The sequence below is a fragment of the Enterobacter sp. RHBSTW-00901 genome, assembly GCF_014103115.1.
In the GTDB taxonomy this organism is placed as follows: domain Bacteria; phylum Pseudomonadota; class Gammaproteobacteria; order Enterobacterales; family Enterobacteriaceae; genus Enterobacter; species Enterobacter cloacae_P.
Genome location: NZ_JABXPB010000001.1, coordinates 4,370,757 through 4,394,156, shown reverse-complemented (window position 1 = coordinate 4,394,156; position 23,400 = coordinate 4,370,757). Strand labels below are relative to the sequence as shown.

Sequence of the window (23,400 nt, the reverse complement as noted above, 5' to 3'; positions counted from 1 at the left end):
TTAAATCTATGGCTAAATACTCAGAAGAATTAAAAGGTGTTGTGCGTGCGCTTTATCTGCGCCGCTATACACCGAAAGAAATTGCATCAGAATTAAATCTGCCGAATGCGCGGATCGTTTACTACTGGGCGGAAAAAAATAAATGGGCTGATTTGCTCAGCTTCGAAAGTACAGAGGAGGCAATAGAACGCCGTTACCAGCTTTTAGCGGGGCGCGACAGCAAAACGGATCTGGATTTAAAGGAAATGGATTTGCTTATTGCTCACGCCACGAAACTGCGTGCCCAGAGCAATAAACATAAAGAAAAGCTGGCATCCAGCCAGGGGGAACGGCAAGCAGCTGCGCGAGGTGATAGCGAGGATGAACCCCGCAGCAAACGCAAGTACAAGAAAAACGATATCTCATCGCTGACCCAGGAAGATTTTGACACCTGGGCGGACGAGCATCTTTTCGCATATCAAAAACACCTGCGCCGCAACATCGGCCAGCTGGTCAGGAATATCCTGAAAAGCCGCCAGATTGGTGCAACCTGGTACTTTGCGTTTGAGGCGTTTGAAAATGCGGTAATGACAGGCGATCCGCAAATCTTCCTGTCCGCGTCAAAAGCACAGGCTGAAGTGTTTCGGTCTTACATCGTCAACATTGCAGAACAGTATTTTGGTATCACGCTGACCGGGAACCCGATCCGCTTAAGCAACGGCGCAGAGCTGCGCTTTCTCTCCACAAACAAAAACACCGCCCAGTCATACAGTGGCCACCTTTACTGTGATGAATATTTTTGGGTTCCCAACTTCGCAAAACTCAATGAAGTGGCCAGTGCGATGGCCACCCATGACAAATGGCGCACCACCTACTTTTCCACACCATCGGCCAAAACACACCAGGCTTACCCATTCTGGACGGGTGAAGAGTGGAAACAGGGCAGCAAGAAACGTGCAGCCATTAAATTTCCACTGTTTGATGAAATGCGGGACGGTGGCCGCCTCTGTCCGGATGGACAGTGGCGTTATGTCATCACAATGGAGGATGCCATTGCGGGTGGCTTCAACCTGGCCAACATTGAGAAGCTACGCAACCGCTACAACACCGCCACGTTCGACATGCTTTACATGTGTGTGTTCGTGGACAGCAAGGATTCCGTTTTCAGCTTTTCCGACCTGGAAGCGTGCGGCGTGGAGGTGGACACCTGGCAGGATCACAACCCGGACGCGAAACGACCATTTGGAGACAGGCCAGTCTGGGGCGGCTTTGACCCGGCACGCAGCGGCGATTTGTCGTGCTTTGTGATTGTCGCCCCGCCGATGTTCGCCGTTGAAAAATTCCGCGTACTGAAAGTGATTTACTGGAAAGGCATGAACTTCCGCCACCAGGCAAAGCAGATCAAAAAGCTGTTTGACCAGTACAACTTCACTTATCTGGGGGTGGACGTCACGGGCATCGGCCAGGGGGTGTTTGACAACATCCAGCATTTTGCCATGCGCGTGGTTGTCCCGATCCGCTATGACATGAACACCAAAAACCAGCTGGTACTGAAAGCGGCGGACGTGGTGGAAAGCCAGCGTATCGAGTGGGACAAAAACCTGAAGGAAATCCCGGCCAGTTTTATGTCCGTGAGGCGCACCACCACGCAAAGCGGTAACGCCATGACCTTTGTTGCAGACCGTAGCCAGGACACTGGCCACGCAGAGTCATTCTGGGCAATCTCTCATGCCCTGCATAACGAACCACTTAACTACGAAAACAAACCAAAATCCCGCTGGGGTGTAAGGAAACAGGCAGCATGAGCAAAAAGAAACGCTTTGTGAAACGCGAGCAGCACGGCGACAAATCCAAAAAAATGAGCATTATCAGCTTCGGCAAACCTGAACCGGTACTGACTACCGGAACGGATTACCGTGAAATCTGGTACGACAACGCCGCAGACCACTACACACAGCCGATTGACCGCCTGGCGCTGGCGCAACTCATCAACCTGAACGGCCAGCACGGCGGGATTATCCACGCCCGTAAAAACATGGTCACAGCAGACTATCAGGGCGGCGGTCTGACATTCGACGATCTGGAGGCCGCTGTTTTCGATTATCTGACATTCGGGGATATCGCCGTGGCCAAAATCCGTAATGGCTGGGGCGATGTGATCGGGCTTCAGCCCTTGCCGGGGCTTTACCTGCGCCGCCGAAAAGAGACAGAAAATGCGGAGACTGTGCCAGGGGATTACGTGGTTTTGCAGGAGGGTGAGCCGCTGGCGTTCCCGCCTGAAGACATCATTTTCATCAAGATGTATGACCCGCAGCAACACATCTATGGGTTACCGGACTACATCGGCGGGGTTCACTCTGCCTTTCTGAACAGTGAGGCGGTTATTTTTCGCCGTCGCTACTACCACAACGGCGCTCATACAGGCGGCATTCTTTACACCCGTGACCCCAGCATGACAGATGAAATGGAAGTAGAGATTGAACAGCAGCTGCGGGACAGCAAGGGGATCGGCAACTTCTCCACCATCCTGGTGAACATTCCTGGCGGTGACAGTGATGCGATCAAATTCATTGAGATGGGGGATATTTCGGCCAAAGATGAATTTGCCAGTGTGAAGAACATCAGCGCCCAGGACATCCTGAACGCGCACCGCTTTCCTGCCGGGCTGGCGGGTATCGTTCCTCAGAATACTGCCGGACTGGGCGACCCGGAAAAGGTTGAACGAACCTATAAAAAAAATGAAGTGCAGCCCATTCAGCGCCGCCTGGCGATGGCCATCAAAGCAGATCCGGAAGTCCCGCAACACCTGCATCTTAATTTTGCAGTGGAAACAACGGATAAGGATGCAGCATGAGTCAAAAAAGGCTAAAATCCAGGCATTCTTTGACAGCTGGAGAGTGGAATATGAGAGTCCTGAAAATTGAATGCCCTGAGTGTGGCTCAAAGGCTGTGATTCGTAAAACTAACCGGAAACATCGTCAGATTGCAGATATCTATTGCGCCTGCGCAGATGTTGAGTGTGGGCACACCTTTGTTATGAATTTGACGTTTTCCCACACTCTTAGCCCCAGCGCTAAAACGGGTGACACTTTGGTGCAAACATTGCTCAAAAACCTGTCACCCGATCAGAAACAAATGGCTCTGGATTTACTGAAAGCCACACCCGCTGCCTGAAATGCCCCCTATCAAGGGGCATTTTTTTTCATGCTTATCCAGTTTTTGCCCCAACTCCTGCGTCATCTCCCCCAACCAGGCCAGCGCCACATCCTTTTCATCTTCAGAACATTCAGCAGTTGCCATAAGTTTTGCAACCAAAGCGATCCGTCGAAAAGCAACGGTTTCAAAAAACAAATCCTGCACAGTATCCTCCCTCACAAAACAACTGTATATAAACACAGTACACCTAAACACATAATATGTGAATAAAAATCAACAGAGATGAAAATTTAAGCATTAAATATCACATACTTACAAACCATCACTGCCAACCTGGCCATTGTTCATCTTCCGGTCTTCCTCTCTTCTCCTGTAACCTCCCCTCTCTGTAAATCAGGGTTGAGCGTCCAAATATCAGACCACCACCACGCTTAAGAATGCCTATTTCTTCATCCGTTCCAGTAAAGCCCCTCTGGTTCAGTTCCAGTTTTAATCGTCTCCGGTTTCCGCCCTCCGTACAGTTATTGACAGAACTCCAAGGGGCGGCGCTGCCGCCAGAAAAACCCGCCTCCGCTGGCGCTTCGGCCAACTTCGCTACCTTCTGCCACTTAACCAGACGGGTGCAAACTTCAGAGTCAGGAATTAAAGGCGAATAGATACCCTGCACGCGCTGAATATCTTCGGCGTACTCGTTACCCTGCTCTGTGATTTCATACGCCAGGCGAACAACCAGATCACGACGCGCAACCAGTGCGCCCCCCTGCAACTGGGTATAGGCAGCCCAGTCCCCAACATCTGCCGCCGCCAGCACCGCATCCATGCGCCTATCAGTCAGGCGCTGATCGCCCAGGCGGCGCAGCTCCCGCCATACGGTCACTGGCGCACCACCAATTTGCTGAAACTGACGAATACGCCAGCGGGATGCCCAGGCTGATACGGATTTGGCCATATCACGCAGGTTTTCCCCGGTTTCTTCATCCTGCTCTCCATCGAGCGCAAAACCGTCAATATTTTTTGAGATGTATTTAGCGATATAGCCCGTTGCCGACCCTTTAGCGGGATCGATAGGCTCAACGTGAAAACGCGCCTTAAGCGCGTTAGGTGTCTGAAGCTCTTCTGAATCGGCAATTCTGGTGTGATAGCAAAGAATATCGCGCACCGCCTCAACGTCATGCGGACGCATAAACAGCAGCATATGCCAGTGCGGTGTCCCGTCGTGGTGAGGCTCCACCACGCGAAAACCAAAAATATGAATACCGGCACGGGAGATCGCTGCGCGTGCTTTAGCCCAGACGTTGCATAAATAGCGCTGCGTGTCCCGGGGGTTCAAACCGTTCCACTGAGAAACAAAACCGCCTTTGCTGTGTACCGCGTGATAACGTGACGGCGCAGTGATAGTGTAAAACTCACCAGCCAGCCCTTCTTCATTTGCCATATCTTCAAATCCTCTCATTCGAACCATCAGTTCACAGCGACGGATAGCCGGGTTAGCAACACTGCGGTGTACCATGCTGTCCAGCGCAATGCGGTTGCCCTCTTCATCCATCAGATCAAATTTTTTGAAGAACTCCAGATTTCGTTTCTTCTGGTCTATCCATTCGCCCAGGGTTTTACGTGATACGTAGGCGCTGGCAGATTTCTGCACCTGGCCAACGGCGATGGCCAGATGTTCACGTTGCAGATCACGGGCGCGCTTCAGCCGCTGATACCACCATTCCGGTGCCATAAGTCGCAAAATCCCGGACTCCGCTTTTCGGGTTTCCAGGTGGCCGTCATTGGCTTCATGCTCCGCCCAGTAAGGCGGCTGATTGTTCAGCATGAGGGAAAGCGAGCAAAGCTTGCGGTATGCCTCCATCGTGCGCTGGCGCATTTCTCTTTCGTCTTTTGGTTTGCCTTTCAGCGTGTCGGTGAAGTCATAAAACATCTGAGCCATCCAGCCAGAAACCTGGCCAGACAGCTTTTTGAGATCGGTACGGTCAAGGGACGGCAAGCGCTGCAACGATTTACCGAAAGAGAGATCACTGACATCTGCGGCCAGCTGATAACGCGCAGCCACTTTCCGCAGACGTGGCAATACATTCCCGCCGATTGTTTTGCGCAGGAATGTATTGGCACGGCGACGGCCATCATGGCCAGAAAACAGCTTTTCGTAACGGTTACCAAAATACCCGGCTAACCAGTCGGGTATCTCGTGAAGGTATTGCGAACGCCATTCGTAGTCCTGTGGGTTTACAGCCCACAAACGACGTTCTGTAATCGTCGCATCAGCTGGCGTTCCTGGCGCAAAAGTATCACGCCGCCATGTATCAACGGCATGATGCTGGCCATTAGCAACGAGCGTCATGCGCAAGCCTTTGCAATGGAATCAAGCGGGGATTTCAGGATCAGCTCAGCGGCAGATTTCTGGCTTGCAGCTGCGGCACCAACACTGCGCGGCGCGTTGACCTTCACAGTCTCAAATCCGGCGTAAAGGTAATGCACCATCTCCAGATCGCTGTTTGACGCAACAACACTCACGCCGTTCTCAGTAAGGCGGCGCAGCTTTCTGGCCAGTCGCCCCTGATCAAGATGTGAAAAGCCGCTTTCTGTGTATGAGGTAAAATTCCCTGATTCCGTCAGGTATGGTGGATCGCAATAGACCACATCCCCGGCACGAACCAGCGCCAGCGTTTCGGAGTAATGCGCGGTGATGAATGTTGCACGCTTTGCCTTTTCAGCAAATGCGCGGACTTCTTTAAGAGGGAAATAAATTTTCTTGTACTTCCCGAACGGGACATTGAACTGGCCACGGCGATTGTAACGGCAAAGCCCATTAAAACCGTGGCGGTTCAGGTACATGAAACGGGCAGCGGCTTCAACACATTCAACCCCCAGCCCCTTACCAGACGAATTGAACGCATCCCGAGCAGCATAGTAAAAAATGGCGCGGCTCTCCTGTTCACCCAACGCCCCGGCTGAAAACAGGGTTTCAAGTTCCATGAGAAATGTGTCTGTGTGGTAGGCCATCGCCTTGTACAGATTGACTAAATCAGGGTTCAAGTCAGCAATCAGGTATTCGTCATAGTCCGTATTCATCATCACGGCGCACGAACCCGCGAACGGTTCAACCAGGCGTTTGCCTTCCGGTAAGTGGTCACGCAGCTGTGGCATAAGGCGGACTTTACTGCCCACCCATTTTAGAGGGGATTTTACTGCCATGCCGCACCACCTTTACTGCAAATGGCCGCAGCCTCTTCACGGATCAGCTCTACGATTTCGGTAGCGCTTAAACCTTCATTCGCTGCATGCGTGGCCAGCTTATCCAGACGGGCAGAACACAGGTCAGCAACGGCGGCTTTACCTTCCCGTGTGGCTTTATTGAGCAAATCGGAGAAGAAGGTGGTGGTTTGCTCCATCCGGTATTCAAACTGTTTACGGGCAAAAACATCTCTATTCGTTGGCATTTTGGTTTCCTAAAGGCAAAAGAATCCCCGGCCACCGCTCGGATGGCCAAAAATTCAGGCGGCTAATTAGTGGAAAGAAACGGTAACAGGTGCGGCGGAATAACTCGGCGCAGGAACCTTGTGCAGCTCGTAGGTATTGCGCCACCATTCCTGGATCAGCGCTTTGATTTCGCCAGCCCCTAACGACCCCGCGATGTAATACATGGAACGAATACTGGCCAGTGCTTCAACCTGCTGGTACTGGCTTTCAGCCTCACGATAAACACAGCTCCAGTAGGCGACATTGACGGCCAGCCAGTGGCGTTGGCTCGTCATGTGTTCGGTGTCATTAAAGAAGAATGGATGTAACGCCACGCGGTCATTTTTAACGGTGTTTTTCTCCAGAAAGAGAATGGCGTAGTTATGTGGAACCCCCCACACAGCCATCTCTTGCCCCAGTTCTTTGGCATTTACAGAAATAATGGACATCAGTGATTCTCCTGCTGTTGCAACAATTGCATTTTGCTAACGAATTGAGGCGCAACAACCATTTGCACCCCGTTACTGCTGTAAATCTGATTAACCACCCTGGCTGGGCGGCTGGCGGTTCGCCGCGAAAAATCGCTGTCGCTCAAACTCCCGAACCCCTCAAACGTTAACCTGGCGCGGGAAATTCCCAGTTTCAGCTGGATCATTTCCCGGTAGTTCAGCCGCTCATACAATTCACACCAACAGCATTTACACAGGTGCGCTTTGAAAACGTCCAACCCGGAATTTACTGCGGTTGCATGTAAAACAACCCCTCGCCATTCAGGTGATAATTTGTCCCACCATTCGGCGGCTTCGCTTTTTTCACTCCAGTATTTACGGCGGATATTCCCCAGCCACTTAAGGCCGATTTCCTGTTGCTTTGTGTTAATGGCCATGATGCCCCCGGATAATTCCGAACAAACGAAACCACCACGGACGACAAGACGAACGGGCATTAAATTTGTACTGGTGGCCGGGGTTCCAGCGCTGGCCGTTTGGCAGTTCAATCCAGCCAGTTGACCCGCTGGCCAACTGCATGGCCGGAGATTCTTTTTTCAGGTACGTAACGAATGCTTTCATGGTTATCCCTCACATCATGCCACTGGCGCTGGTAGTCACGATATCGACGGCAGCAGCAAGAACCGGCGCAGACTGGAGACGGCTTTCAACGGTGTAAGCCAGAACGGAAAGGGAACGAATAGCATCACGCGCACGATCAAGAATTTGTGTGCGGCGCGCGGCGGTCATGTGTTCAGTTGATACAGCGTGCCCAGCGATTGCCCCCACATTGGCGGTGGCACTCAACGCGCAAAATTGCATGTTGGCTTCAGTGGCGTTATTGACCGGAACGGATGGAAGGCAATTAATCTGCCCCAGCATCCCATCCAGTAAACGCGCATCTTCGGTGTAATCGGTGATAGCCAGAAGCTCGTCACAGGTCAGGCGGTGAGGTTGAACCGGATTCAACTTATTGCGCAGGATCTGCGGACGCATACCAACGGCAGCGGCCACGTCTTCCAGATTGTGAGCCAGCGCAAACGCTCGGCAAGCTGCATCAAAGTGAGCATGTTTAGAAGTTTGGTAATCAAACATAGTCAGCACCCTCTCAGCGTTTCAAAATCGAATCAGTTAAGTACGATGTTGCAACCCGCAAGGGCGTCAATAGTCATAGCGGCAATATTGATCATCACCTTTTCGCGACCTAAGTCTTTACGAAGGCGGTGACGAGGCAAACGACCATCTTTTAACATTGCGTCAACGGTATCTTCAGATAATCCAGTGAGTTCTATGTATTTCTCTTTTGAAATCGATGGGACAGGCAGATTGATTGAAATGTTTGTTGTCATAGTGCAAGATTCCTCGTTTTAGTCTTAAACCGTAGCTAGCGGTGATAAGCATTAATAACTCCATTTCCGTACTTCAAGCGGAAGGCTAACGTTTCAAATGGAGTTAGTCAACAATTAAAACTCCAAAGGCGTAATTATGGACTTCAATAGAGGTGGGCAGGAAGTAATTAAGCGATTACTAATTGCTTATGGATTCAAGACAAGACAGGCGCTTTGCGACCAGCTAGGTGCATCAACCAGCACAATGAGCACAAGATGGATGAGGGATATTTTTCCCGCAGACTGGGTTATTCAATGCGCTATGGAAACAGGTGCTTCGCTTGAATGGCTCTCCTTTGGGAAGGGAGAAGCCTTCCATAACAGAGCAATAAAAACTCCAAATGAGTACCACCAGACAGCTAATGACAACGTCATGAGTGATGTGGTCGCGGTTCCTCGTAAGAAAATCATTGACGGGAATCTGTACGACTCCAATTTTTATATGCTCGATAAGGCAATGCTCCCCTCCCACCTCAGCAAGCCGGTAATCATTATTGATGACGAAATCCCCTATGTCGCAGACATGAAAACTGACGAACTATCGGATGGAACATGGGTTGTTGAAATTGAGGGAAAAACGAGCATTAAAGAATTGACCCGTATTCCTGTTGGCAGGGTACTTGTTGTCCCAGCTTCAGGCGGTCAATCATTTGAATGTGGAATCAATGACCTTAAGCCGCTTGCGAAATGCCACTACTACCTGATGACGAATGTTTGATTACGAAGCTATCAAACATTGACACTGTATAAATAAACAGTGAATGATACCCCGTATTAGGATAACAAGGGGGATTCAATGGCAGTTCGTAAACTTGAAACGGGTAAATGGCTCTGTGAATGCTACCCTGCCGGACGTTCTGGGCGCAGGGTACGAAAACAATTTGCAACCAAAGGTGAGGCGATGGCCTTTGAGCGCCACACAATGGATGAAGCCGCTTCAAAACCGTGGCTGGGTGATGCTGTTGATCGCCGCTCTTTAAAAGACATTGTGAACCTTTGGTATAAACTGCACGGCATATCTCTTTCAGCTGGCGAACACGTATACGAAAAACTACTGCTAATCGTGGATGCACTGGGAAACCCTCTGGCTACATCGCTGACTCCAAAAATCTTTGCTCATTACCGCGATAAACGCCTAACTGGAGAGATTTATTTCAGTGAAAAATGGAAGAGTGGCGCTAGCCCTGTAACGGTTAATCTTGAGCAAAGCTATTTAAGCGGTGCCTTTAGTGAACTGATTCGCCTAGGCGAATGGCTTCAGCCAAACCCTCTTGAAAACATGCGCAAATTTACCATTGCTGAAAAGGAAATGGCCTGGCTGACACATGATCAGATTGCAGAGCTTCTGTATGACTGCCAGCGCCAAAACAAGCTGTTGACGCTGGTTGTGAAGATTTGCCTCAGTACAGGGGCAAGATGGAGAGAGGCCGTCAACCTGACAAGGTCGCAGGTAACGAAGTACCGCATAACTTTCACCAGAACGAAGGGAAAGAAAAACAGAAGCATCCCTATCAGCAAGGAGCTATATGAAGAGATCACCGCGCTGAAGGGGTTCAAGTTTTTTGATGATTACTATTTTCAATTTGCATCAGTGATGGATAAAACCTCTATCATCCTGCCGCGTGGTCAGCTAACGCACGTTCTTCGCCACACCTTTGCAGCTCACTTTATGATGTCCGGGGGAAACATACTCGCCCTGCAAAAAATACTGGGACACCACGATATAAAAATGACTATGCGCTATGCCCACCTCGCGCCAGATCACCTTGAAACTGCGTTAAGGTTTAACCCCCTAGCTACAATGCAAAATGGCGACAAAATGGCGGCAGCGATTGCCACTCCCTAACCTTTAATACCCCTAACTATTCTTTTAACTTATTGATTTTAAAGTAAGTGATTGTTTTCCCTAACCCATTTATATAAATGGGTTTTTTGTTGGGTGAAATTTAGTGCGTCCCAAATTAACCACTTAGAGAACCATCTGGGGACACAGTGGTTGCAACGCTTCAGCGATGACAGTAACTGACATTCCCGTATAGAGATCCCTCCGGCACGCAACCACTCGCAGGGAGAATGGCACGCCCCCACACTACAGATGTTCCCATCGCATTTTTATCGCACACTCTAATTGCTTCGGCTGGTGAGCAAATCACCATTCGCTCCGGGGACACCATGTCCCGATAGCAGTGTTACCGTGGCACCAGTCCTGGATTGTAAGGCAATCCCTGCGGTTTACAGGGTGGTGCCTATACTCTGGTTGATATGTGTATAGTACACACCCAGGGCTTTGTAACTGATACGATATAATTTATAGAATATGAAAACGCCTTTTGGCTTAGAATGAAAAACGATGGGCATCACCACCAAATGCTGTGTTAGCATCAGAAAAAATTTAACCTGAATATGATTATGAACATCAGAAATGACCTCCACGGCCTAACAATATTCCGCTTTATAGCTGCTTTTTATGTGTTTTTATTTCATTGTAATCTTAGATATAGGGCCGATGTCTCTGACTGGCTTCAATCGGTGATCGGCAATGGCGCTATAGGGATGTCTTTCTTCTTTGTTCTTTCTGGCTTTGTCATGGCATGGGCATCAAGAAATGGGATTAAGGAGAATTACTATCGCTCCAGAGTTGCCAGAATATTTCCTGCGTATATTCTAATGGGGTTAATTACTAGCCCATTCCTTTTTGAATACGATCTGAAAAATGCCACGACCTATGTTTTATTATTTTTAAGCGCATCACAATCGTGGTTTCCGGATAGCTTTAGCCAGTGGAATTTTGGCGGTTCATGGTCCGTCTCAACCGAAATGTTTTTTTATATCGTTTTTCCACTCCTATTACCTACAATAAAAAGAAGACCTATCTTAGCATTGATTATCTCAGTCTTAATATCATCAATCATCATACCAACATCTATGATTCTGACTAATGGTGCAGCTTTCCCACATTATTACGTAAGCCCTATGCATCGCCTACCAGAGTTCATCTCTGGCGTAGCGATTGGTTGTATTTTTACTCAAGGTTTTCGCTTCACTCGATTTAACACCAGTCTTTTTATATTCGCAATAATATCATTGCTTTACATTTCACCATCTCACAATAATGGTTGGATGCAAAATAATTATATAACCCTTCCCGCAACATGCATTGTTATTTATTATCTTGCCAGCACGGCGATCAATAAAAACCCCATTACTCTCCCATTAATATATCTAGGTAAAATAAGCTATTCATTTTACCTAATGCAACTACCTATAATGATTTATATAACAAAATATCATGACAGCCTTGCATCACTCCCAATATGGCTCATCTGGACACTTTTGGCAGCCATTAACTTAGTGATGGCATCAGCTTGTTACCATTTTGTAGAAGACAATAAGGCTATAAAATCCTTCGTCCTGAACTGGAGACGTAAACCGAATTCATCCTTTGAATTAAGCTAAATAGCTGCGCCTAATACCGCTACACTTTTGCCTGACCATGTTTTCCTCCGGGGAATGGGCTGGCGGTTTCCATAAAATGGCGGACCTTTTTCAGTAACTGCCACATTGAGCGGCACTGATGATTACGGGTTATCGTGTCATGAAGTGCCTGCCATAGCCGTTCCACATGATTCACCCACGGCGAGTAAACCGGCTGGTAAATTACCCTGAACTTGGGATTTGCTTTCAACCAGCGCTGTGTTTCGCGGCTTTTATGGATAATGTAGTTATCAACGATCAGCGTGATTGTTTTCGCCCGCCGGTAAGTGGCTTTCAGGTGCTTTAGCAGAGCGATAAACAGCGCTGAACTTTTGCTGTTGCCGCCCACGTAGCTGACTTTACCCGTGCCACTGTGCAGTGCGCCGGCCAGATAGTATTTTTCGTTCTGCCCCGGCGTCACTACCCGTTTCTGCTGTCCGCGCAACTGCCAGTCCGCACCGATTTTAGGATTAAGGTGGATATCCACTTCATCTTCATAAAATACCGGATGCTCTGCGCTGCATTCATCCAGCGCTTTGTGGATTACCGCCATCTTTTCATCTTTATGTGGGTCACGGATACGCAGAGTTGGCGCGGCCCTGCGCCATACAAGCCCCGCAGATGGCAACCAGCGGCGAACGGTTCCTGCATGTAACTGGCAACCGGTTATCTCATTGATTTTTATTGCCAGTAATTCGGTGCTCCAGCGTGAACGTTGATAACCAAAATCGCCGGGAGAATGCTTTATCAGCTCACGTAACAGGGTGCAGATATGTTCAAAAGGCCAGCGTCGGGAGCGCCCTGCGGGTAAGGATTTCAGGCCTTCAATACCTGAGTGCGTAAACCAGTTAATCCAGCGACCAACGGATGAACGGGCACAACAGAGAGTTCTGGCAACATCGCTGACCCGTTCACCCCGATGAAGCATTAGCATGGCCGTGAGTCTGCGGGCATGATTTTTATCACGCGTTTTATGAATAGCTTTCTGCATCAGGCGTCGTTCGCCACGGGGTATTGGTACTATGATCGGCATCGCTCAGTCCGGTTGGTGATTTTGGTTGGTTTGGCGATTGATCAGATCGCACAATCCGGGCTGAGTTCCCTTTCAGTGATCTACTATTCCGCGCAGCTATTTAGTTCAAGCTTTTCAGCCCTACTAAATGACGGGCTGACGGAATCGTTATCAGGCGTGCTGAATGTGCTGGCTGAACACGGGATCTGGGTAACCACGCTGGGAACCGGGTTCATCACCGCCTTACTGCGCAAGGATGTAGAGTCCTACGAGCAGTTGGAACTGACACAAGAGCATTTCAATGATGACCAGCTCATTGATTACGTACTGCAATACCCGATTCTGATTAACCGCCAGATTGTGGTTACGCCTCCAGGAACGCGTCTGTGTCGACCTTCTGAAGTGATGCATCCGGGAAAAAAATCCAGGACAGTAATACCTTGATTGCCCTGCCAATATGCGCAGGGCAGTGTCATCCGGTCGCCAGGCATATTTGCATCAATCCCGTTCCTGCCCATAATTTTGATCACATTCATTGGGTGAGGATGTGCCACTATGCAGCTCAAAAACAAAACCGCCGTCATTTTTGGTGGCAGCGGTGCTATCGGCAGCGCTGCTGCATATGCCCTGGCACGTGAAGGCGCACATGTCTGGCTTGCTGCCCGCACTCAAACCAGACTGGATCGTGTGGCTGACCGTATTCGCGCCGCTGGCGGTTCAGCCAGTACCCTGATCTTCAACGCCCTCGACGAGTCCTCACCACTGCCGGATCTTGCCCACATTGATATTGCCGTGAATGCCACTGGCTTTATGCACGATCAGGGCAAACGCATCGAAGCGTTAACGCTGGCTGAATTCAGACAGGGGTTCGATCCCTTTCTGACCGCGTACTTCAACATTGCCAAAGCTGTCTCGCCCCGTATGGGTGGCGAGCATGCCGGAACAATGATCACCGTCGTTGCGCCTGCCGCAAATATGGCGATGCCGGGCCATCCCGGGCATATTATCGGGTGCGCGGGCACTGAAGCCTTTACCCGGGCGCTTGCCGCTGAGTTAGGGCCAAAAAATATTCGTGTACTGTGTATACGTTCGCATGCGATTGCCGACGCGGTTCAGGCGGGTTCTTATGTGGGTGAACTGTTTGCCATTAAGGCGCAGGAGCTGGGAACTACCGTGGATCAGTTTTTAGGCGGCGCGGCACAAGGCACAATGCTTAAACGCCTGCCCACGCTGGCGCAGGTGGCGAGCACCATCGTGTTTCTGGCGTCCGATTCAGCAAACGCCATGACGGGAACAACCGTGAACATGACGGCTGGCGCGACCACTCTCTAACCGCCGCTCTCTCCTGCAATCCGCCCTACCATCGCGCGGATCTCCTCCCGCGATAAGGGCTGCCTGTCCGTCACAAAGTGCAGCGTCATCCCTTCAATAAACGCGTCCAGCGCGCGGGCGGTGGCAGGCTCGAACCACTGCTCAAGGGTTGTCTGGCTCATCTTCATCCAGTCCTGCATCACCGTTTTAAGCGCCGCGCTGCGGTGCATAAAGGCATACAGCTGGTACATCAGCGCCATATTGTGCGGCGTGGTGACCTGCGAGCTGTAGATCAGGGTCGTGATCGATTCACACGCCATTACCGGGCCGTTCACACCCGAGAAAAAATCCCGGTACTGCTTTGACATCTGGCGGGTAAACCACGTAAAAGCCTCTTCAAGCAGCGATTCCATACCGTCAAAATAGTAGGTCATCGACCCCAACGGCACCCCCGCGCAACTGGCGATTTTCCGGTGCGTGACGGCATGAATACCGTGCTCAGCAATGGTGTCCAGGGTCGCCTGCAGGATCTTTTCCCGGCGATGGGGGTCGTTCGGTGGTCTGCTCATAAAATCCTCACGTGGTTTATGTACAAATGTACACAAACTTGCTAGTGTTGTCGCTATTGTTGTACTTCTGGTGTTTACCCCGATGATTCAGACCTCACCCCGTAAAGCCCTTCAGCTGCGTATGTGGGCGCTGTTTATGTTCTTCTTTATCCCAGGGCTACTGATGGCCTCCTGGGCGACACGCACCCCGGCAATCCGCGATATTTTGTCCGTCTCAACGGCAGAGATGGGCATTGTGCTGTTTGGCCTGTCGATAGGCTCCATGAGCGGCATTCTCTGCTCTGCATGGCTGGTGAAGCGCTTTGGTACGCGTACGGTGATCCGCACCACGATGTGCTGTGCAGTCGCCGGGATGCTGGTGTTGAGCGTGGCCCTGTGGTTCGCCTCACCGGTTCTGTTTGCCCTGGGGCTGACGGTATTTGGTGGTAGCTTCGGTGCGGCAGAAGTTTCCATCAACGTTGAAGGCGCTGCCGTAGAACGCGAGATGAACAAGACGGTGCTGCCGATGATGCACGGTTTTTACAGCCTCGGCACGCTGGCGGGCGCAGGTGTGGGGATGGCGCTGACGGCATTGGGTATTGCCGCGAATCTGCACATTTTACTGGCGGCGCTGGTCTGTATTGTGCCGATCCTGACCGGAATCAGAGCCATTCCTGACGGCACGGGTAAAAACTCCTCTGACGAACAAAAAACGGTACAAAAAGGGCTGCCGTTCTACCGCGACATTCAGCTGATGCTGATTGGCGTGGTGGTGCTGGCAATGGCCTTTGCCGAAGGCTCTGCCAACGACTGGCTGCCACTGCTGATGGTGGACGGACACGGGTTTAGCCCAACGTCCGGCTCGCTTATCTACGCCGGGTTTACGCTGGGGATGACCGTCGGACGCTTTACCGGCGGCTGGTTTATCGACCGCTACAGCCGCGTCACGGTAGTACGTGCCAGCGCCCTGCTCGGTGGGTTAGGCATCGCGATGATCATCTTTGTCGATGTGGACTGGATTGCCGGAGTCTCGGTGATCCTGTGGGGACTGGGTGCCTCACTGGGCTTCCCGCTCACCATTTCTGCCGCCAGCGATACCGGCCCGGATGCCCCGACGCGCGTCAGCGTGGTCGCCACCACGGGCTATCTCGCCTTCCTGGTGGGCCCTCCGTTGCTCGGCTTCCTCGGTGAGCACTACGGGTTGCGCAGCGCCATGCTGGTGGTGTTAGGGTTAGTGGTTATTGCAGCGCTGGTGGCGCGCGCAGTGGCAAAACCGGAAACAGAACAGACGACACTGGAGAAGGGATATGAGCGTTAAACTGATTGCAGTCGACATGGATGGCACCTTTCTGAGCGACGCGAAGACCTATAATCGCGAGCGTTTTCTGGCGCAGTATGCGCGCATGAAGGAACAAGGTATTCGCTTTGTGGTCGCCAGCGGTAACCAGTATTACCAGCTGATTTCGTTTTTCCCGGAGATCGCGCATGAAATTGCGTTTGTCGCCGAAAACGGCGGTTGGGTAGTCAGCGCCGGGGAAGATGTCTTTAACGGTGAACTGTCGAAAGACCACTTCAACACCGTCGCCACCGTGCTAAGCGGTGTCCCCGGCATAGAGATTATCGCCTGCGGGAAAGGCAGTGCTTACACCCTGAAAGAGTATGACGAGGTCTTCAAAGACATCGCAGCGAAGTACTATCATCGCCTCGAAATGGTGAATGATTTCGACAACCTGAACGATATTTTCTTCAAATTCGGGCTTAACGTTTCTGACGATGACATTCCGCGCATTCAGGCAATGCTGCATGAAAAGCTCAACGACATCATGGTGCCCGTCACCACTGGCCACGGCAGCATCGACCTGATTATCCCCGGCGTGCATAAAGCCAACGGCCTGCGAATTTTGCAGAAACGCTGGGGGATTGACGACCGCGAAGTGGTGGCCTTTGGCGACAGCGGCAACGACGTGGAGATGTTGCGCCAGTCAGGGTTCAGCTTTGCGATGGCTAATGCCCGGCCGCATATTAAAGCAGCCGCCCGCTTTGAAGCACCGCACAATAATGACGAAGGTGTGTTGGCTGTGATCGAGAAGGTGTTGAACGGGGAAGCGCCATTTCATTGACGCTGTGCGGTCTGGTTCCCTCTCCCACAGGGAGAGGGAACAAAAGCTTATGGCTGTAGCGCGTTCCCGACGCGTTTATCTTTCAGGAACACCACCATCAGCCCCAGCCACAGCACACCATTGGCAAGGTTGAACAGGCTGAACAGCCCATTGCCGCCCATCGCGTAAGCGTGCTTGCTCACCTCGATACCGACGGTGAAAATCAACATCTGCAACATCCCCATCGCCGCAGACACGGTACCTTTACTCATATCACTGGCAAACAGCGTCAGACGCACCAGCCCGGCGTTCGCCAGGCCAATACCAAAGGCATAAACACTCAGCCCCGCCGTCATCCACAGGTAAGCATGCGACGATGCCACTGTAGCAACGGCCGCCATAATCAGCCCTGCCACAATCGGCCAGCCGCCCATAATAATCAGCGAACGCACGGTACGACGAGACGTCAGACGAGCCAGCGTCAGGTTACCGATTATCAGCGCACCAAAAATCGGTACCTGCAACATGCCGTACTCGTAGCTGCTGAGCTTCTCGCCGCTGATGATAATCACCGGAGACTGGGCAATCCATGCCAGCAACGGCAGGCTGACGAACCCCAGCGCCAGTGCTCCCGCAACAAAGCGAACGTTTTTCAGCACCAATTTGTAATCACGCCCCAGCTCTTTGAGCGACAGCGTTTCACCCAGCCGGGTAGCCGTTTCCGGCATCGCGCGGTGCAGGCCAAAGAAAGCGATGGCGGCAAATGCGGCAAACAGCACAAACATCCCTTCCCACGGCGCAACATGTATCCACGCGGCTCCCACCAGCGGCCCCAGCAGCGGGGCAATCAGCGCCACATTCGCCATCAGCGCGGTAATTTTGATACACATCGCCTCTTCAAATGACTCCTGGATCGCGGCGTATCCCACGGCACCGATGAAGCACAGGCTCACCCCCTGCAGGAAGCGCAGCAGGGTAAATTGTTCAATGTTTTGCGCCAGCAGCGTGGCGAGGCAGGTCACGATAAACCATACCACACCCGTTAACATTACCGGGCGACGGCCAATACGATCCGACAGCGGGCCTAACAGCCACTGCAAAAACATACCGCCAGCCAGATAGGCGGTCATCGACGTTGGCACCCACTCAATCCCTGCGTTGTACTGTTCCACAACGGCCAGCATACCCGGCTGGATCATATCGTTGCCGATATAGGTAGAGAATTCGTAGAGCACCAGACACAGAGGGAAAAGTAACGCCTGACGACCCAGACGCGTACCGGAAGAAGAACGGTTTAACATGCAATCTCTTTATGGTGAAAAATCGCGGCGAGTGTAATGAATTGCCGCAGTCTGAAATAGTAAGTTATCGAGAAGAAACAGAAATAAAGCTTATATCGTCTTTGTTTAAGGTTTCCTTAAGTTGACACTATTATGATAACTCCATTTCATGTCACCGATCAAAATTATGGCACAGACCTCCAGCCGTTCAGAATTGTCTAAGTTACCAACAATTAAGACAACACAACTTTACCGTTTACCCGCTCGATTTTATGGTTATCAGCTTTTCGTGCTGATCGCCCTCGCCGTGCTGTTTACCTGGCTATCTCGCGATGAAACGCTCGATAAATGGATCACCGGCTTTTGGTATGACGCGGCAACCCAGAGTTTTCCGCTGCAGAAAAACCATCTGCTGGATCTGCTGAACCACCGGATGGCGAAGTACATCGCTATCGCGTTGGGCGCAGTGGCGTTGTTATACGGCGCTTACAAACGCAACGCAAAGCTGGTGACGGGTGCGCTGTTGATGGGGCTTGGTGCGCTGGTGGTTGGTGCGCTGAAAAGTATTAGCCATCACAGCTGCCCGTGGGATCTGGTGGAGTATGGCGGTAAGGCCGTCTCTTACCCTCTGTTCAGCGCGGCTCCGGCAGACAGTGGTCCTGGGCGCTGCTTCCCCGGTGGTCATGCCTCCAGCGGCTTTATGGTGATGGGCTTGTTTTTTGCTTTCTGGCGCGATCGTCCACGTCTGGCCTGGTGCTTTGTCGCCCTGGGCGTGGTGTTAGGGCTGGCAATGGGTTACGGGCAGGTCATGCGCGGGGCACATTTCTTCTCTCACAACCTGTGGGCTGGGTGGTGGGTCTGGTTTTCCCAGGTGGTGGTCTACGGACTGGTATCCACCCGGTTTGCTAAAGGGTAATGACACTATGTTAGAGCATTTGAATTACGGGCTGTTTTATCTGATCAACGCCACCCCGGCGTCACCGGAGTGGATGATCGATACAGCCACTTTTTTTGCAAAGGATCTGATCAGCATTGTTCCTGTCCTGGCCGCTATTCTCTGGCTGTGGGGTCCACGCGACCAGGTGACCGCACGACGTCAGTTGGTTATCAAGGTCGGGATGGCACTCGTCGTGAGCGTGCTGGTGAGCTTTATGCTGGGACATCTGTTCCCGCACGATCGTCCTTTCGTCGCTCACGCAGGCTATACCTTCCTGCACCATGCGCCGGATGATTCCTTCCCGAGCGATCACGGCACGGTGATCTTCACCTTCGCGCTGGCATTCCTGTTCTGGCATCGCCTGTGGTCTGGCGCACTGCTGATGGTGGTTGCAGCGGCAATCGCCTGGTCTCGTGTTTACCTGGGCGTCCACTGGCCACTGGATATGGTGGGTGGCTTCCTCGTGGGGCTGATTGGCTGCGTAAGCGCGGCGATCCTGTGGAGTCTCGTTGGTCAGGTGCTCTACCGCGGGCTGTCCCGGGTTTATCACGTCCTGTTTGCCATCCCGATCCGCAAAGGCTGGGTGCGTGACTAACCCCAGTCCGACAGGTTACACTTGAGCCCCCGCCCTGCGGGGGTTCACTTTTTCAGCCCGAGGATCTATGGAAACACGACGCGATGACCGCATAGCTCAGCTGCTACAGGCGCTGAAGCGCAGTGATAAACTGCACCTCAAAGAAGCTGCAACCCTGCTCGGCGTCTCTGAGATGACCATTCGTCGTGACCTGAACAGCGAGAGTGCCCCCGTCGTTTTGCTGGGTGGGTATATTGTGCTGGAGCCGCGTAGCGCCAGCCATTATCTGATAAGCGATCAAAAAACGCGCCTGGTTGAAGAGAAACGCAAAGCCGCGCGGCTTGCCGCTTCACTGGTACAGCCCCACCAGACGCTGTTTTTTGACTGCGGAACCACCACGCCGTGGATCATTGAAGCAATCGACAGCAGCATCCCTTTTACTGCCGTGTGCTATTCACTGAACACCTTCCTGGCGCTGCAGGAAAAACCCGAGTGTCGGGTGATCCTCTGCGGCGGAGAGTTCCACGCCAGCAATGCGATTTTCAAACCCCTGAATCTGCAGGACACGCTCAGCAATTTATGCCCGGATATCGCTTTTTATTCTGCGGCGGGAGTGAATGTCCGTCAGGGCGCAACCTGCTTTAATCTGGAAGAGTTGCCGGTGAAGCGCTGGGCGTTAAACGCGGCGCAGTACCATGTCCTGGTGGTCGATCACAGTAAGTTTGGCAAAGTACGTGCGGCAAGAATGGGTGAACTGTCGGGCTTTGACGCCATCGTGAGTGATTGCCGACCAGATGAAGAGATCGTGGCACACGCGAAGGCACAGCAGATTAAGTTGATGTATTGAGTCGTACGGTGCGGCCTGATACCCCCTCCCACAGGGAGAGGGGGAAAAGAATGCAGGCCGTCACCCGACAAAAAGCTTAGAACCAACTCCCAAACCACGTGTGGAATTTCATCATCACGAAATCCCACATCCGGCTGAAGAAGCCGCCCTCTTCTACCGCTTCCATCACAATCAGCGGACGCTGCTCAATCGATTTGCCGTTAAGCTGGAAGTCAATCGTCCCGACCACCTGGCCTTTTTTCAGCGGCGCGGTAAGCTGGCTCTCGGTCAGGGTGTAGCTGGCTTTCAGGTTTTTCAGCTGGCCGCGCGGAATGGTTACCGAACCGCCCTCACCGGCCCCCAGATTAACCTCGCTCTTGTCACCAAACCACACGCGCTGGCTGACAAACGTGGCATCCGGTTTAATTGGCGTCACGGTTTCAAAGAAGCGGAAGCCCCAGGTCAGCAGTTTTTCCGATTCGTTAAAACGAATGCGGTCAGTCTTCGTCCCCAGTACCACCGAAATCAGGCGCATATCGCCCTGAGTCGCGGAAGCCACCAGGTTGTAACCCGCACCGGCCGTGGTGCCGGTCTTCATCCCGTCAACGTTGATGTTACTGCTCCACAGCAGGCGGTTACGGTTAGGCTGGCGGATCTTATTGAAGGTGAACTCTTTCTCTTTATGGATGGCATATTCATCCGGCACGTCGTGGATCAGCGCCTTCCCGAGCAACGCCATATCGCGCGCGGTGCTGAACTGGCCCGGTGCATCGAGGCCGTGAACCGTTTTAAAGGTGGTTTTGTTCAGACCCAGCTTTTGCGCGTAGCCGTTCATCAGGCCGATAAAAGAGTCCTGGCTGCCCGCGACATAATCCGCCAGCGCAATACAGGCATCGTTACCCGACTGGATAATCACCCCTTTATTCAAATCTGAGACGGAAACCTGATCCCCGGGCTTCAGGAACATCACAGACGACCCACGCAGTGCAGGATTGCCGGTCGCCCAGGCATCTTTTCCGATGGTAACCATATCCTCAAGCTTGATCTTGCCCGCTTTTAAGGCCTGGCCGACCACATAGCTGGTCATTATTTTGGTCAGACTGGCCGGGTCAAGCTGTTCGTCGGCATTGCCTTCCGCCAGCACTTTTCCGCTGGAATAATCCATCAGGATCCAGGCGCGCGCATCAACCGGCGGCGCTTCAGGCGCAGCCTGCTCAGCCGCATAAAGAGTTGGTGCAAACAGGAAAAGGAGCGCAGAACCTGCCGCCAGGCTGCGCAGAGAAGTCAATTTTCGCGTCATAAATGCCACCCGAGTATCCATTCAAATAATTATGTCACATCACCGTATCGCAAGAAGCGATGAGTAATAGCGCACTAAAACGGTTAAAGAAACCTAAACCAGGTAAAGTTTTTAAAGTTTATGCAATAACATTCGGATACGCTTTGATTCGAACGATTTTTTTGTCTTCTGTTGCGTAATTGTTAGGTTTATCTCACCATGACAAATCGCTGGCTCTGATTCACATCTCAGGTTGTTTGACTATTTCGGGAGTTAATATGATTACGCTGTGGGGCAGGAACAATTCGACCAACGTTAAAAAGGTGCTCTGGACGCTGGAAGAGCTGGATTTACCGTTTAAGCAGGTGATGGCGGGCATGCAGTTTGGGGTCAACAAAGAGGCGGAGTATCTGGCCATGAACCCAAACGGTCTGGTGCCATTGCTGCGCGATGAAGAGACCAACGCTACGCTATGGGAGTCCAACACCATTGTGCGTTACCTCGCGGCTCAGTACGGCCAGGGGCGTCTGTGGGTGGAAAGCCCGGTGCAGCGTGCTCAGGGTGAAAAGTGGATGGACTGGGCAAACCAGACGCTCTCTCCCACTCACCGTGTGATCCTGATGGGGTTAGTCAGAACGCCGGAAGCCGAACGCGACTATCCCGCTATCCATGCCGCACAAGATGCCTGTGAAGCCCTTTTCGCAATGATGGACAACGAACTGGCGAAGCACACGTGGTTCTCGGGTGAGACATTTGGCGTGGGGGATATTGCTGTTGCGCCGTTCGTCTGGAACCTGACCAACATGAGCCTGACGTGGACGCCACGTCCGCATCTTGAGCGCTGGCTCCGCCAGCTTAGCGAGCGTCCTGCGTACCGTCATGCTGTGATGATCCCGGTAAGCTGATTACGCACCGCCGGACGGGCTCATTTTCAACCGCGCCCCGTCCGTCTCATCGGTCAGAACATACAGATAACATGTCATCAGAAGGGGGAGTTGCCTCCCCCGGGCTTAGTGCTGTTCAAGCGTCGCGTGCTCGTTCAGACACATGATGCAAAGAGAGATCGTAGTCAGGCAGTGTTCGAGCTTCTCCGCGTTGACGGCTATAAACGTCGGGCAGTCGTGGCGTCCGGTCATCAAACATACCCCTGCAATGGAGAGCACCTCAGCGGCTCGACGCAGAGCAATCAGCTCGCTTTCAGCGTATTCCGCTTTCAGGATGGGTGCTTTTTCACGCATGAAATTGCAAAGTTCAAAGAAATTATCACGCAGATGTTCGCTTTCGCTGACTGACATATACCCTTTTGCCTTCCTCAACTGCAGGTATGCGGCAAGGTCGATTCGGGCGTTGATCAGCTTGTTAAGCAGATCGCGTTTCAGTCTGTCAACGGACATGCTATTTCCTCCTCTGTCAGCCATTATGCATCTTCAGAATAAGTTCATTTTTTGTACAGTTTAATGCTTCAGATCAATAAAACATAACTGATTAACATCATTTACAATGTTACAACTTTAAGCCCTGCGGGGCACAAATTCCCGGCATGTGCTATTTTTTCTACAGGATTGAATGGCCTGCGACAGCGCCAGT

Annotated in this window: 28 protein-coding genes; 14 read left to right on the top strand and 14 right to left on the bottom strand. The window is 51.9% G+C overall.

Features of this window, described 5'->3' with window-relative positions; translation table 11 throughout:
• Nucleotides 1-8 precede the first annotated feature (8 nt).
• From HV318_RS21175 to HV318_RS21165, 3 genes are read left to right on the top strand one after another with little or no spacing between them, the layout of a single operon-like run.
• The gene (locus tag HV318_RS21175; protein WP_182274285.1) at nucleotides 9-1,784 is read left to right on the top strand and encodes a terminase large subunit domain-containing protein; all 1,776 of its coding nucleotides are present in this window, start codon (nucleotides 9-11) and stop codon (nucleotides 1,782-1,784) included.
• On the top strand, nucleotides 1,781-2,833 hold the full coding sequence (locus tag HV318_RS21170) for a phage portal protein (protein ID WP_182274284.1): 1,053 nt from the start codon (nucleotides 1,781-1,783) through the stop codon (nucleotides 2,831-2,833). The genes HV318_RS21175 and HV318_RS21170 overlap by 4 nt, the downstream gene beginning before the upstream one ends.
• Nucleotides 2,830-3,153 carry an Ogr/Delta-like zinc finger protein gene (locus HV318_RS21165; RefSeq protein ID WP_182274283.1) on the top strand — a complete coding sequence of 108 codons (324 nt, stop codon included), beginning with the start codon at nucleotides 2,830-2,832 and terminating at the stop codon, nucleotides 3,151-3,153. The genes HV318_RS21170 and HV318_RS21165 overlap by 4 nt, the downstream gene beginning before the upstream one ends.
• On the opposite strand, the gene HV318_RS21160 is transcribed toward HV318_RS21165, so the two are convergent.
• The 9 genes from HV318_RS21160 to HV318_RS21120 all read right to left on the bottom strand — a co-directional run bounded on the left by HV318_RS21160 (nucleotide 3,127) and on the right by HV318_RS21120 (nucleotide 8,434).
• On the bottom strand, nucleotides 3,127-3,339 hold the full coding sequence (locus tag HV318_RS21160; RefSeq protein WP_182274282.1) for a hypothetical protein: 213 nt from the start codon (nucleotides 3,337-3,339) through the stop codon (nucleotides 3,127-3,129). The genes HV318_RS21165 and HV318_RS21160 overlap by 27 nt on opposite strands.
• A 118-nt stretch (nucleotides 3,340-3,457) precedes the next feature.
• The gene (locus HV318_RS21155) at nucleotides 3,458-5,479 is read right to left on the bottom strand and encodes a replication endonuclease (protein WP_182274281.1); all 2,022 of its coding nucleotides are present in this window, start codon (nucleotides 5,477-5,479) and stop codon (nucleotides 3,458-3,460) included.
• Nucleotides 5,476-6,333: a DNA adenine methylase gene (locus HV318_RS21150; RefSeq protein WP_182274280.1), complete on the bottom strand. Its 858-nt coding sequence runs from the start codon at nucleotides 6,331-6,333 to the stop codon at nucleotides 5,476-5,478. Before HV318_RS21150 ends, HV318_RS21155 begins: the two co-directional genes overlap by 4 nt.
• A complete protein-coding gene (locus HV318_RS21145; protein WP_182274648.1) occupies nucleotides 6,324-6,530 on the bottom strand; it encodes a DUF2732 family protein in 207 nt (68 codons plus the stop codon). Before HV318_RS21145 ends, HV318_RS21150 begins: the two co-directional genes overlap by 10 nt.
• Nucleotides 6,531-6,644: 114 nt before the next feature.
• Complete coding sequence (locus tag HV318_RS21140; RefSeq protein WP_182274279.1) at nucleotides 6,645-7,046, bottom strand: hypothetical protein; 402 nt, start codon at nucleotides 7,044-7,046, stop codon at nucleotides 6,645-6,647.
• On the bottom strand, nucleotides 7,046-7,483 hold the full coding sequence (locus HV318_RS21135) for a hypothetical protein (protein WP_182274278.1): 438 nt from the start codon (nucleotides 7,481-7,483) through the stop codon (nucleotides 7,046-7,048). The genes HV318_RS21140 and HV318_RS21135 overlap by 1 nt, the downstream gene beginning before the upstream one ends.
• A complete protein-coding gene (locus tag HV318_RS21130) occupies nucleotides 7,473-7,667 on the bottom strand; it encodes a phage filamentation protein Fil family protein (RefSeq protein ID WP_182274277.1) in 195 nt (64 codons plus the stop codon). The genes HV318_RS21135 and HV318_RS21130 overlap by 11 nt, the downstream gene beginning before the upstream one ends.
• 9 nt (nucleotides 7,668-7,676) lie before the next feature.
• Nucleotides 7,677-8,180, bottom strand: a complete 504-nt coding sequence (locus HV318_RS21125; RefSeq protein WP_182274276.1) for a phage regulatory CII family protein — start codon at nucleotides 8,178-8,180, stop codon at nucleotides 7,677-7,679.
• A gap of 32 nt (nucleotides 8,181-8,212) precedes the next feature.
• Nucleotides 8,213-8,434 carry a regulator gene (locus HV318_RS21120; protein WP_182274275.1) on the bottom strand — a complete coding sequence of 74 codons (222 nt, stop codon included), beginning with the start codon at nucleotides 8,432-8,434 and terminating at the stop codon, nucleotides 8,213-8,215.
• A gap of 136 nt (nucleotides 8,435-8,570) precedes the next feature.
• On the opposite strand from HV318_RS21120, the gene HV318_RS21115 reads away from it, so the two are divergent.
• From HV318_RS21115 to HV318_RS21105, 3 genes are all read left to right on the top strand, one after another.
• Nucleotides 8,571-9,191: a phage repressor protein CI gene (locus tag HV318_RS21115; RefSeq protein WP_182274274.1), complete on the top strand. Its 621-nt coding sequence runs from the start codon at nucleotides 8,571-8,573 to the stop codon at nucleotides 9,189-9,191.
• A gap of 78 nt (nucleotides 9,192-9,269) precedes the next feature.
• Complete coding sequence (locus HV318_RS24390; RefSeq protein ID WP_182274273.1) at nucleotides 9,270-10,319, top strand: phage integrase; 1,050 nt, start codon at nucleotides 9,270-9,272, stop codon at nucleotides 10,317-10,319.
• A 563-nt stretch (nucleotides 10,320-10,882) separates the two neighbouring features.
• A complete protein-coding gene (locus HV318_RS21105) occupies nucleotides 10,883-11,929 on the top strand; it encodes an acyltransferase family protein (protein ID WP_182274272.1) in 1,047 nt (348 codons plus the stop codon).
• A 19-nt stretch (nucleotides 11,930-11,948) separates the two neighbouring features.
• Here HV318_RS21105 and HV318_RS21100 read toward each other — a convergent pair whose 3' ends face one another.
• On the bottom strand, nucleotides 11,949-12,980 hold the full coding sequence (locus HV318_RS21100) for an IS630-like element ISEc33 family transposase (RefSeq protein WP_001395480.1): 1,032 nt from the start codon (nucleotides 12,978-12,980) through the stop codon (nucleotides 11,949-11,951).
• Between the two features lie 21 nt (nucleotides 12,981-13,001).
• On the opposite strand from HV318_RS21100, the gene HV318_RS21095 reads away from it, so the two are divergent.
• A complete protein-coding gene (locus tag HV318_RS21095) occupies nucleotides 13,002-13,403 on the top strand; it encodes an ArsC/Spx/MgsR family protein (protein ID WP_249421816.1) in 402 nt (133 codons plus the stop codon).
• Between the two features lie 111 nt (nucleotides 13,404-13,514).
• Entirely contained in the window at nucleotides 13,515-14,291 is a 777-nt protein-coding gene (locus HV318_RS21090) for an SDR family NAD(P)-dependent oxidoreductase (RefSeq protein ID WP_182274270.1), read from the top strand.
• Here HV318_RS21090 and HV318_RS21085 read toward each other — a convergent pair.
• Nucleotides 14,288-14,839 (bottom strand): TetR/AcrR family transcriptional regulator, encoded by a 552-nt coding sequence (locus HV318_RS21085; protein ID WP_182274269.1) that lies wholly within the window; start codon nucleotides 14,837-14,839, stop codon nucleotides 14,288-14,290. The genes HV318_RS21090 and HV318_RS21085 overlap by 4 nt on opposite strands.
• 82 nt (nucleotides 14,840-14,921) lie before the next feature.
• Here HV318_RS21085 and HV318_RS21080 point away from each other — a divergent pair, with 82 nt between their 5' ends.
• Nucleotides 14,922-16,136, top strand: coding sequence for an MFS transporter (locus tag HV318_RS21080; protein WP_182274268.1), 1,215 nt, complete (start codon nucleotides 14,922-14,924; stop codon nucleotides 16,134-16,136).
• Nucleotides 16,126-16,938: a Cof-type HAD-IIB family hydrolase gene (locus HV318_RS21075; protein ID WP_182274267.1), complete on the top strand. Its 813-nt coding sequence runs from the start codon at nucleotides 16,126-16,128 to the stop codon at nucleotides 16,936-16,938. The genes HV318_RS21080 and HV318_RS21075 overlap by 11 nt, the downstream gene beginning before the upstream one ends.
• A 47-nt stretch (nucleotides 16,939-16,985) precedes the next feature.
• Here HV318_RS21075 and HV318_RS21070 read toward each other — a convergent pair whose 3' ends face one another.
• Nucleotides 16,986-18,218, bottom strand: a complete 1,233-nt coding sequence (locus HV318_RS21070) for an MFS transporter (RefSeq protein WP_182274266.1) — start codon at nucleotides 18,216-18,218, stop codon at nucleotides 16,986-16,988.
• A 166-nt stretch (nucleotides 18,219-18,384) separates the two neighbouring features.
• Between HV318_RS21070 and HV318_RS21065 the strand changes: the two genes are divergently transcribed.
• The 3 genes from HV318_RS21065 to deoR all read left to right on the top strand — a co-directional run bounded on the left by HV318_RS21065 (nucleotide 18,385) and on the right by deoR (nucleotide 20,555).
• Nucleotides 18,385-19,113, top strand: coding sequence for a phosphatase PAP2 family protein (locus tag HV318_RS21065; RefSeq protein ID WP_182274647.1), 729 nt, complete (start codon nucleotides 18,385-18,387; stop codon nucleotides 19,111-19,113).
• Between the two features lie 7 nt (nucleotides 19,114-19,120).
• Complete coding sequence (ybjG, locus tag HV318_RS21060; protein WP_182274265.1) at nucleotides 19,121-19,729, top strand: undecaprenyl-diphosphate phosphatase; 609 nt, start codon at nucleotides 19,121-19,123, stop codon at nucleotides 19,727-19,729.
• Nucleotides 19,730-19,796: 67 nt separating this feature from the next.
• A complete protein-coding gene (gene deoR, locus HV318_RS21055) occupies nucleotides 19,797-20,555 on the top strand; it encodes a DNA-binding transcriptional repressor DeoR (RefSeq protein ID WP_182274264.1) in 759 nt (252 codons plus the stop codon).
• Nucleotides 20,556-20,631: 76 nt separating this feature from the next.
• On the opposite strand, the gene dacC is transcribed toward deoR, so the two are convergent.
• On the bottom strand, nucleotides 20,632-21,834 hold the full coding sequence (dacC, locus tag HV318_RS21050; protein WP_182274263.1) for a serine-type D-Ala-D-Ala carboxypeptidase: 1,203 nt from the start codon (nucleotides 21,832-21,834) through the stop codon (nucleotides 20,632-20,634).
• Nucleotides 21,835-22,091: 257 nt separating this feature from the next.
• On the opposite strand from dacC, the gene HV318_RS21045 reads away from it, so the two are divergent.
• Nucleotides 22,092-22,718 (top strand): glutathione S-transferase family protein, encoded by a 627-nt coding sequence (locus HV318_RS21045; protein WP_182274262.1) that lies wholly within the window; start codon nucleotides 22,092-22,094, stop codon nucleotides 22,716-22,718.
• Nucleotides 22,719-22,823: 105 nt separating this feature from the next.
• Here the strand turns inward: HV318_RS21045 and bssR are convergent, their stop codons facing one another.
• The gene (gene bssR / locus HV318_RS21040; RefSeq protein ID WP_182274261.1) at nucleotides 22,824-23,207 is read right to left on the bottom strand and encodes a biofilm formation regulator BssR; all 384 of its coding nucleotides are present in this window, start codon (nucleotides 23,205-23,207) and stop codon (nucleotides 22,824-22,826) included.
• Nucleotides 23,208-23,400 lie beyond the last annotated feature (193 nt).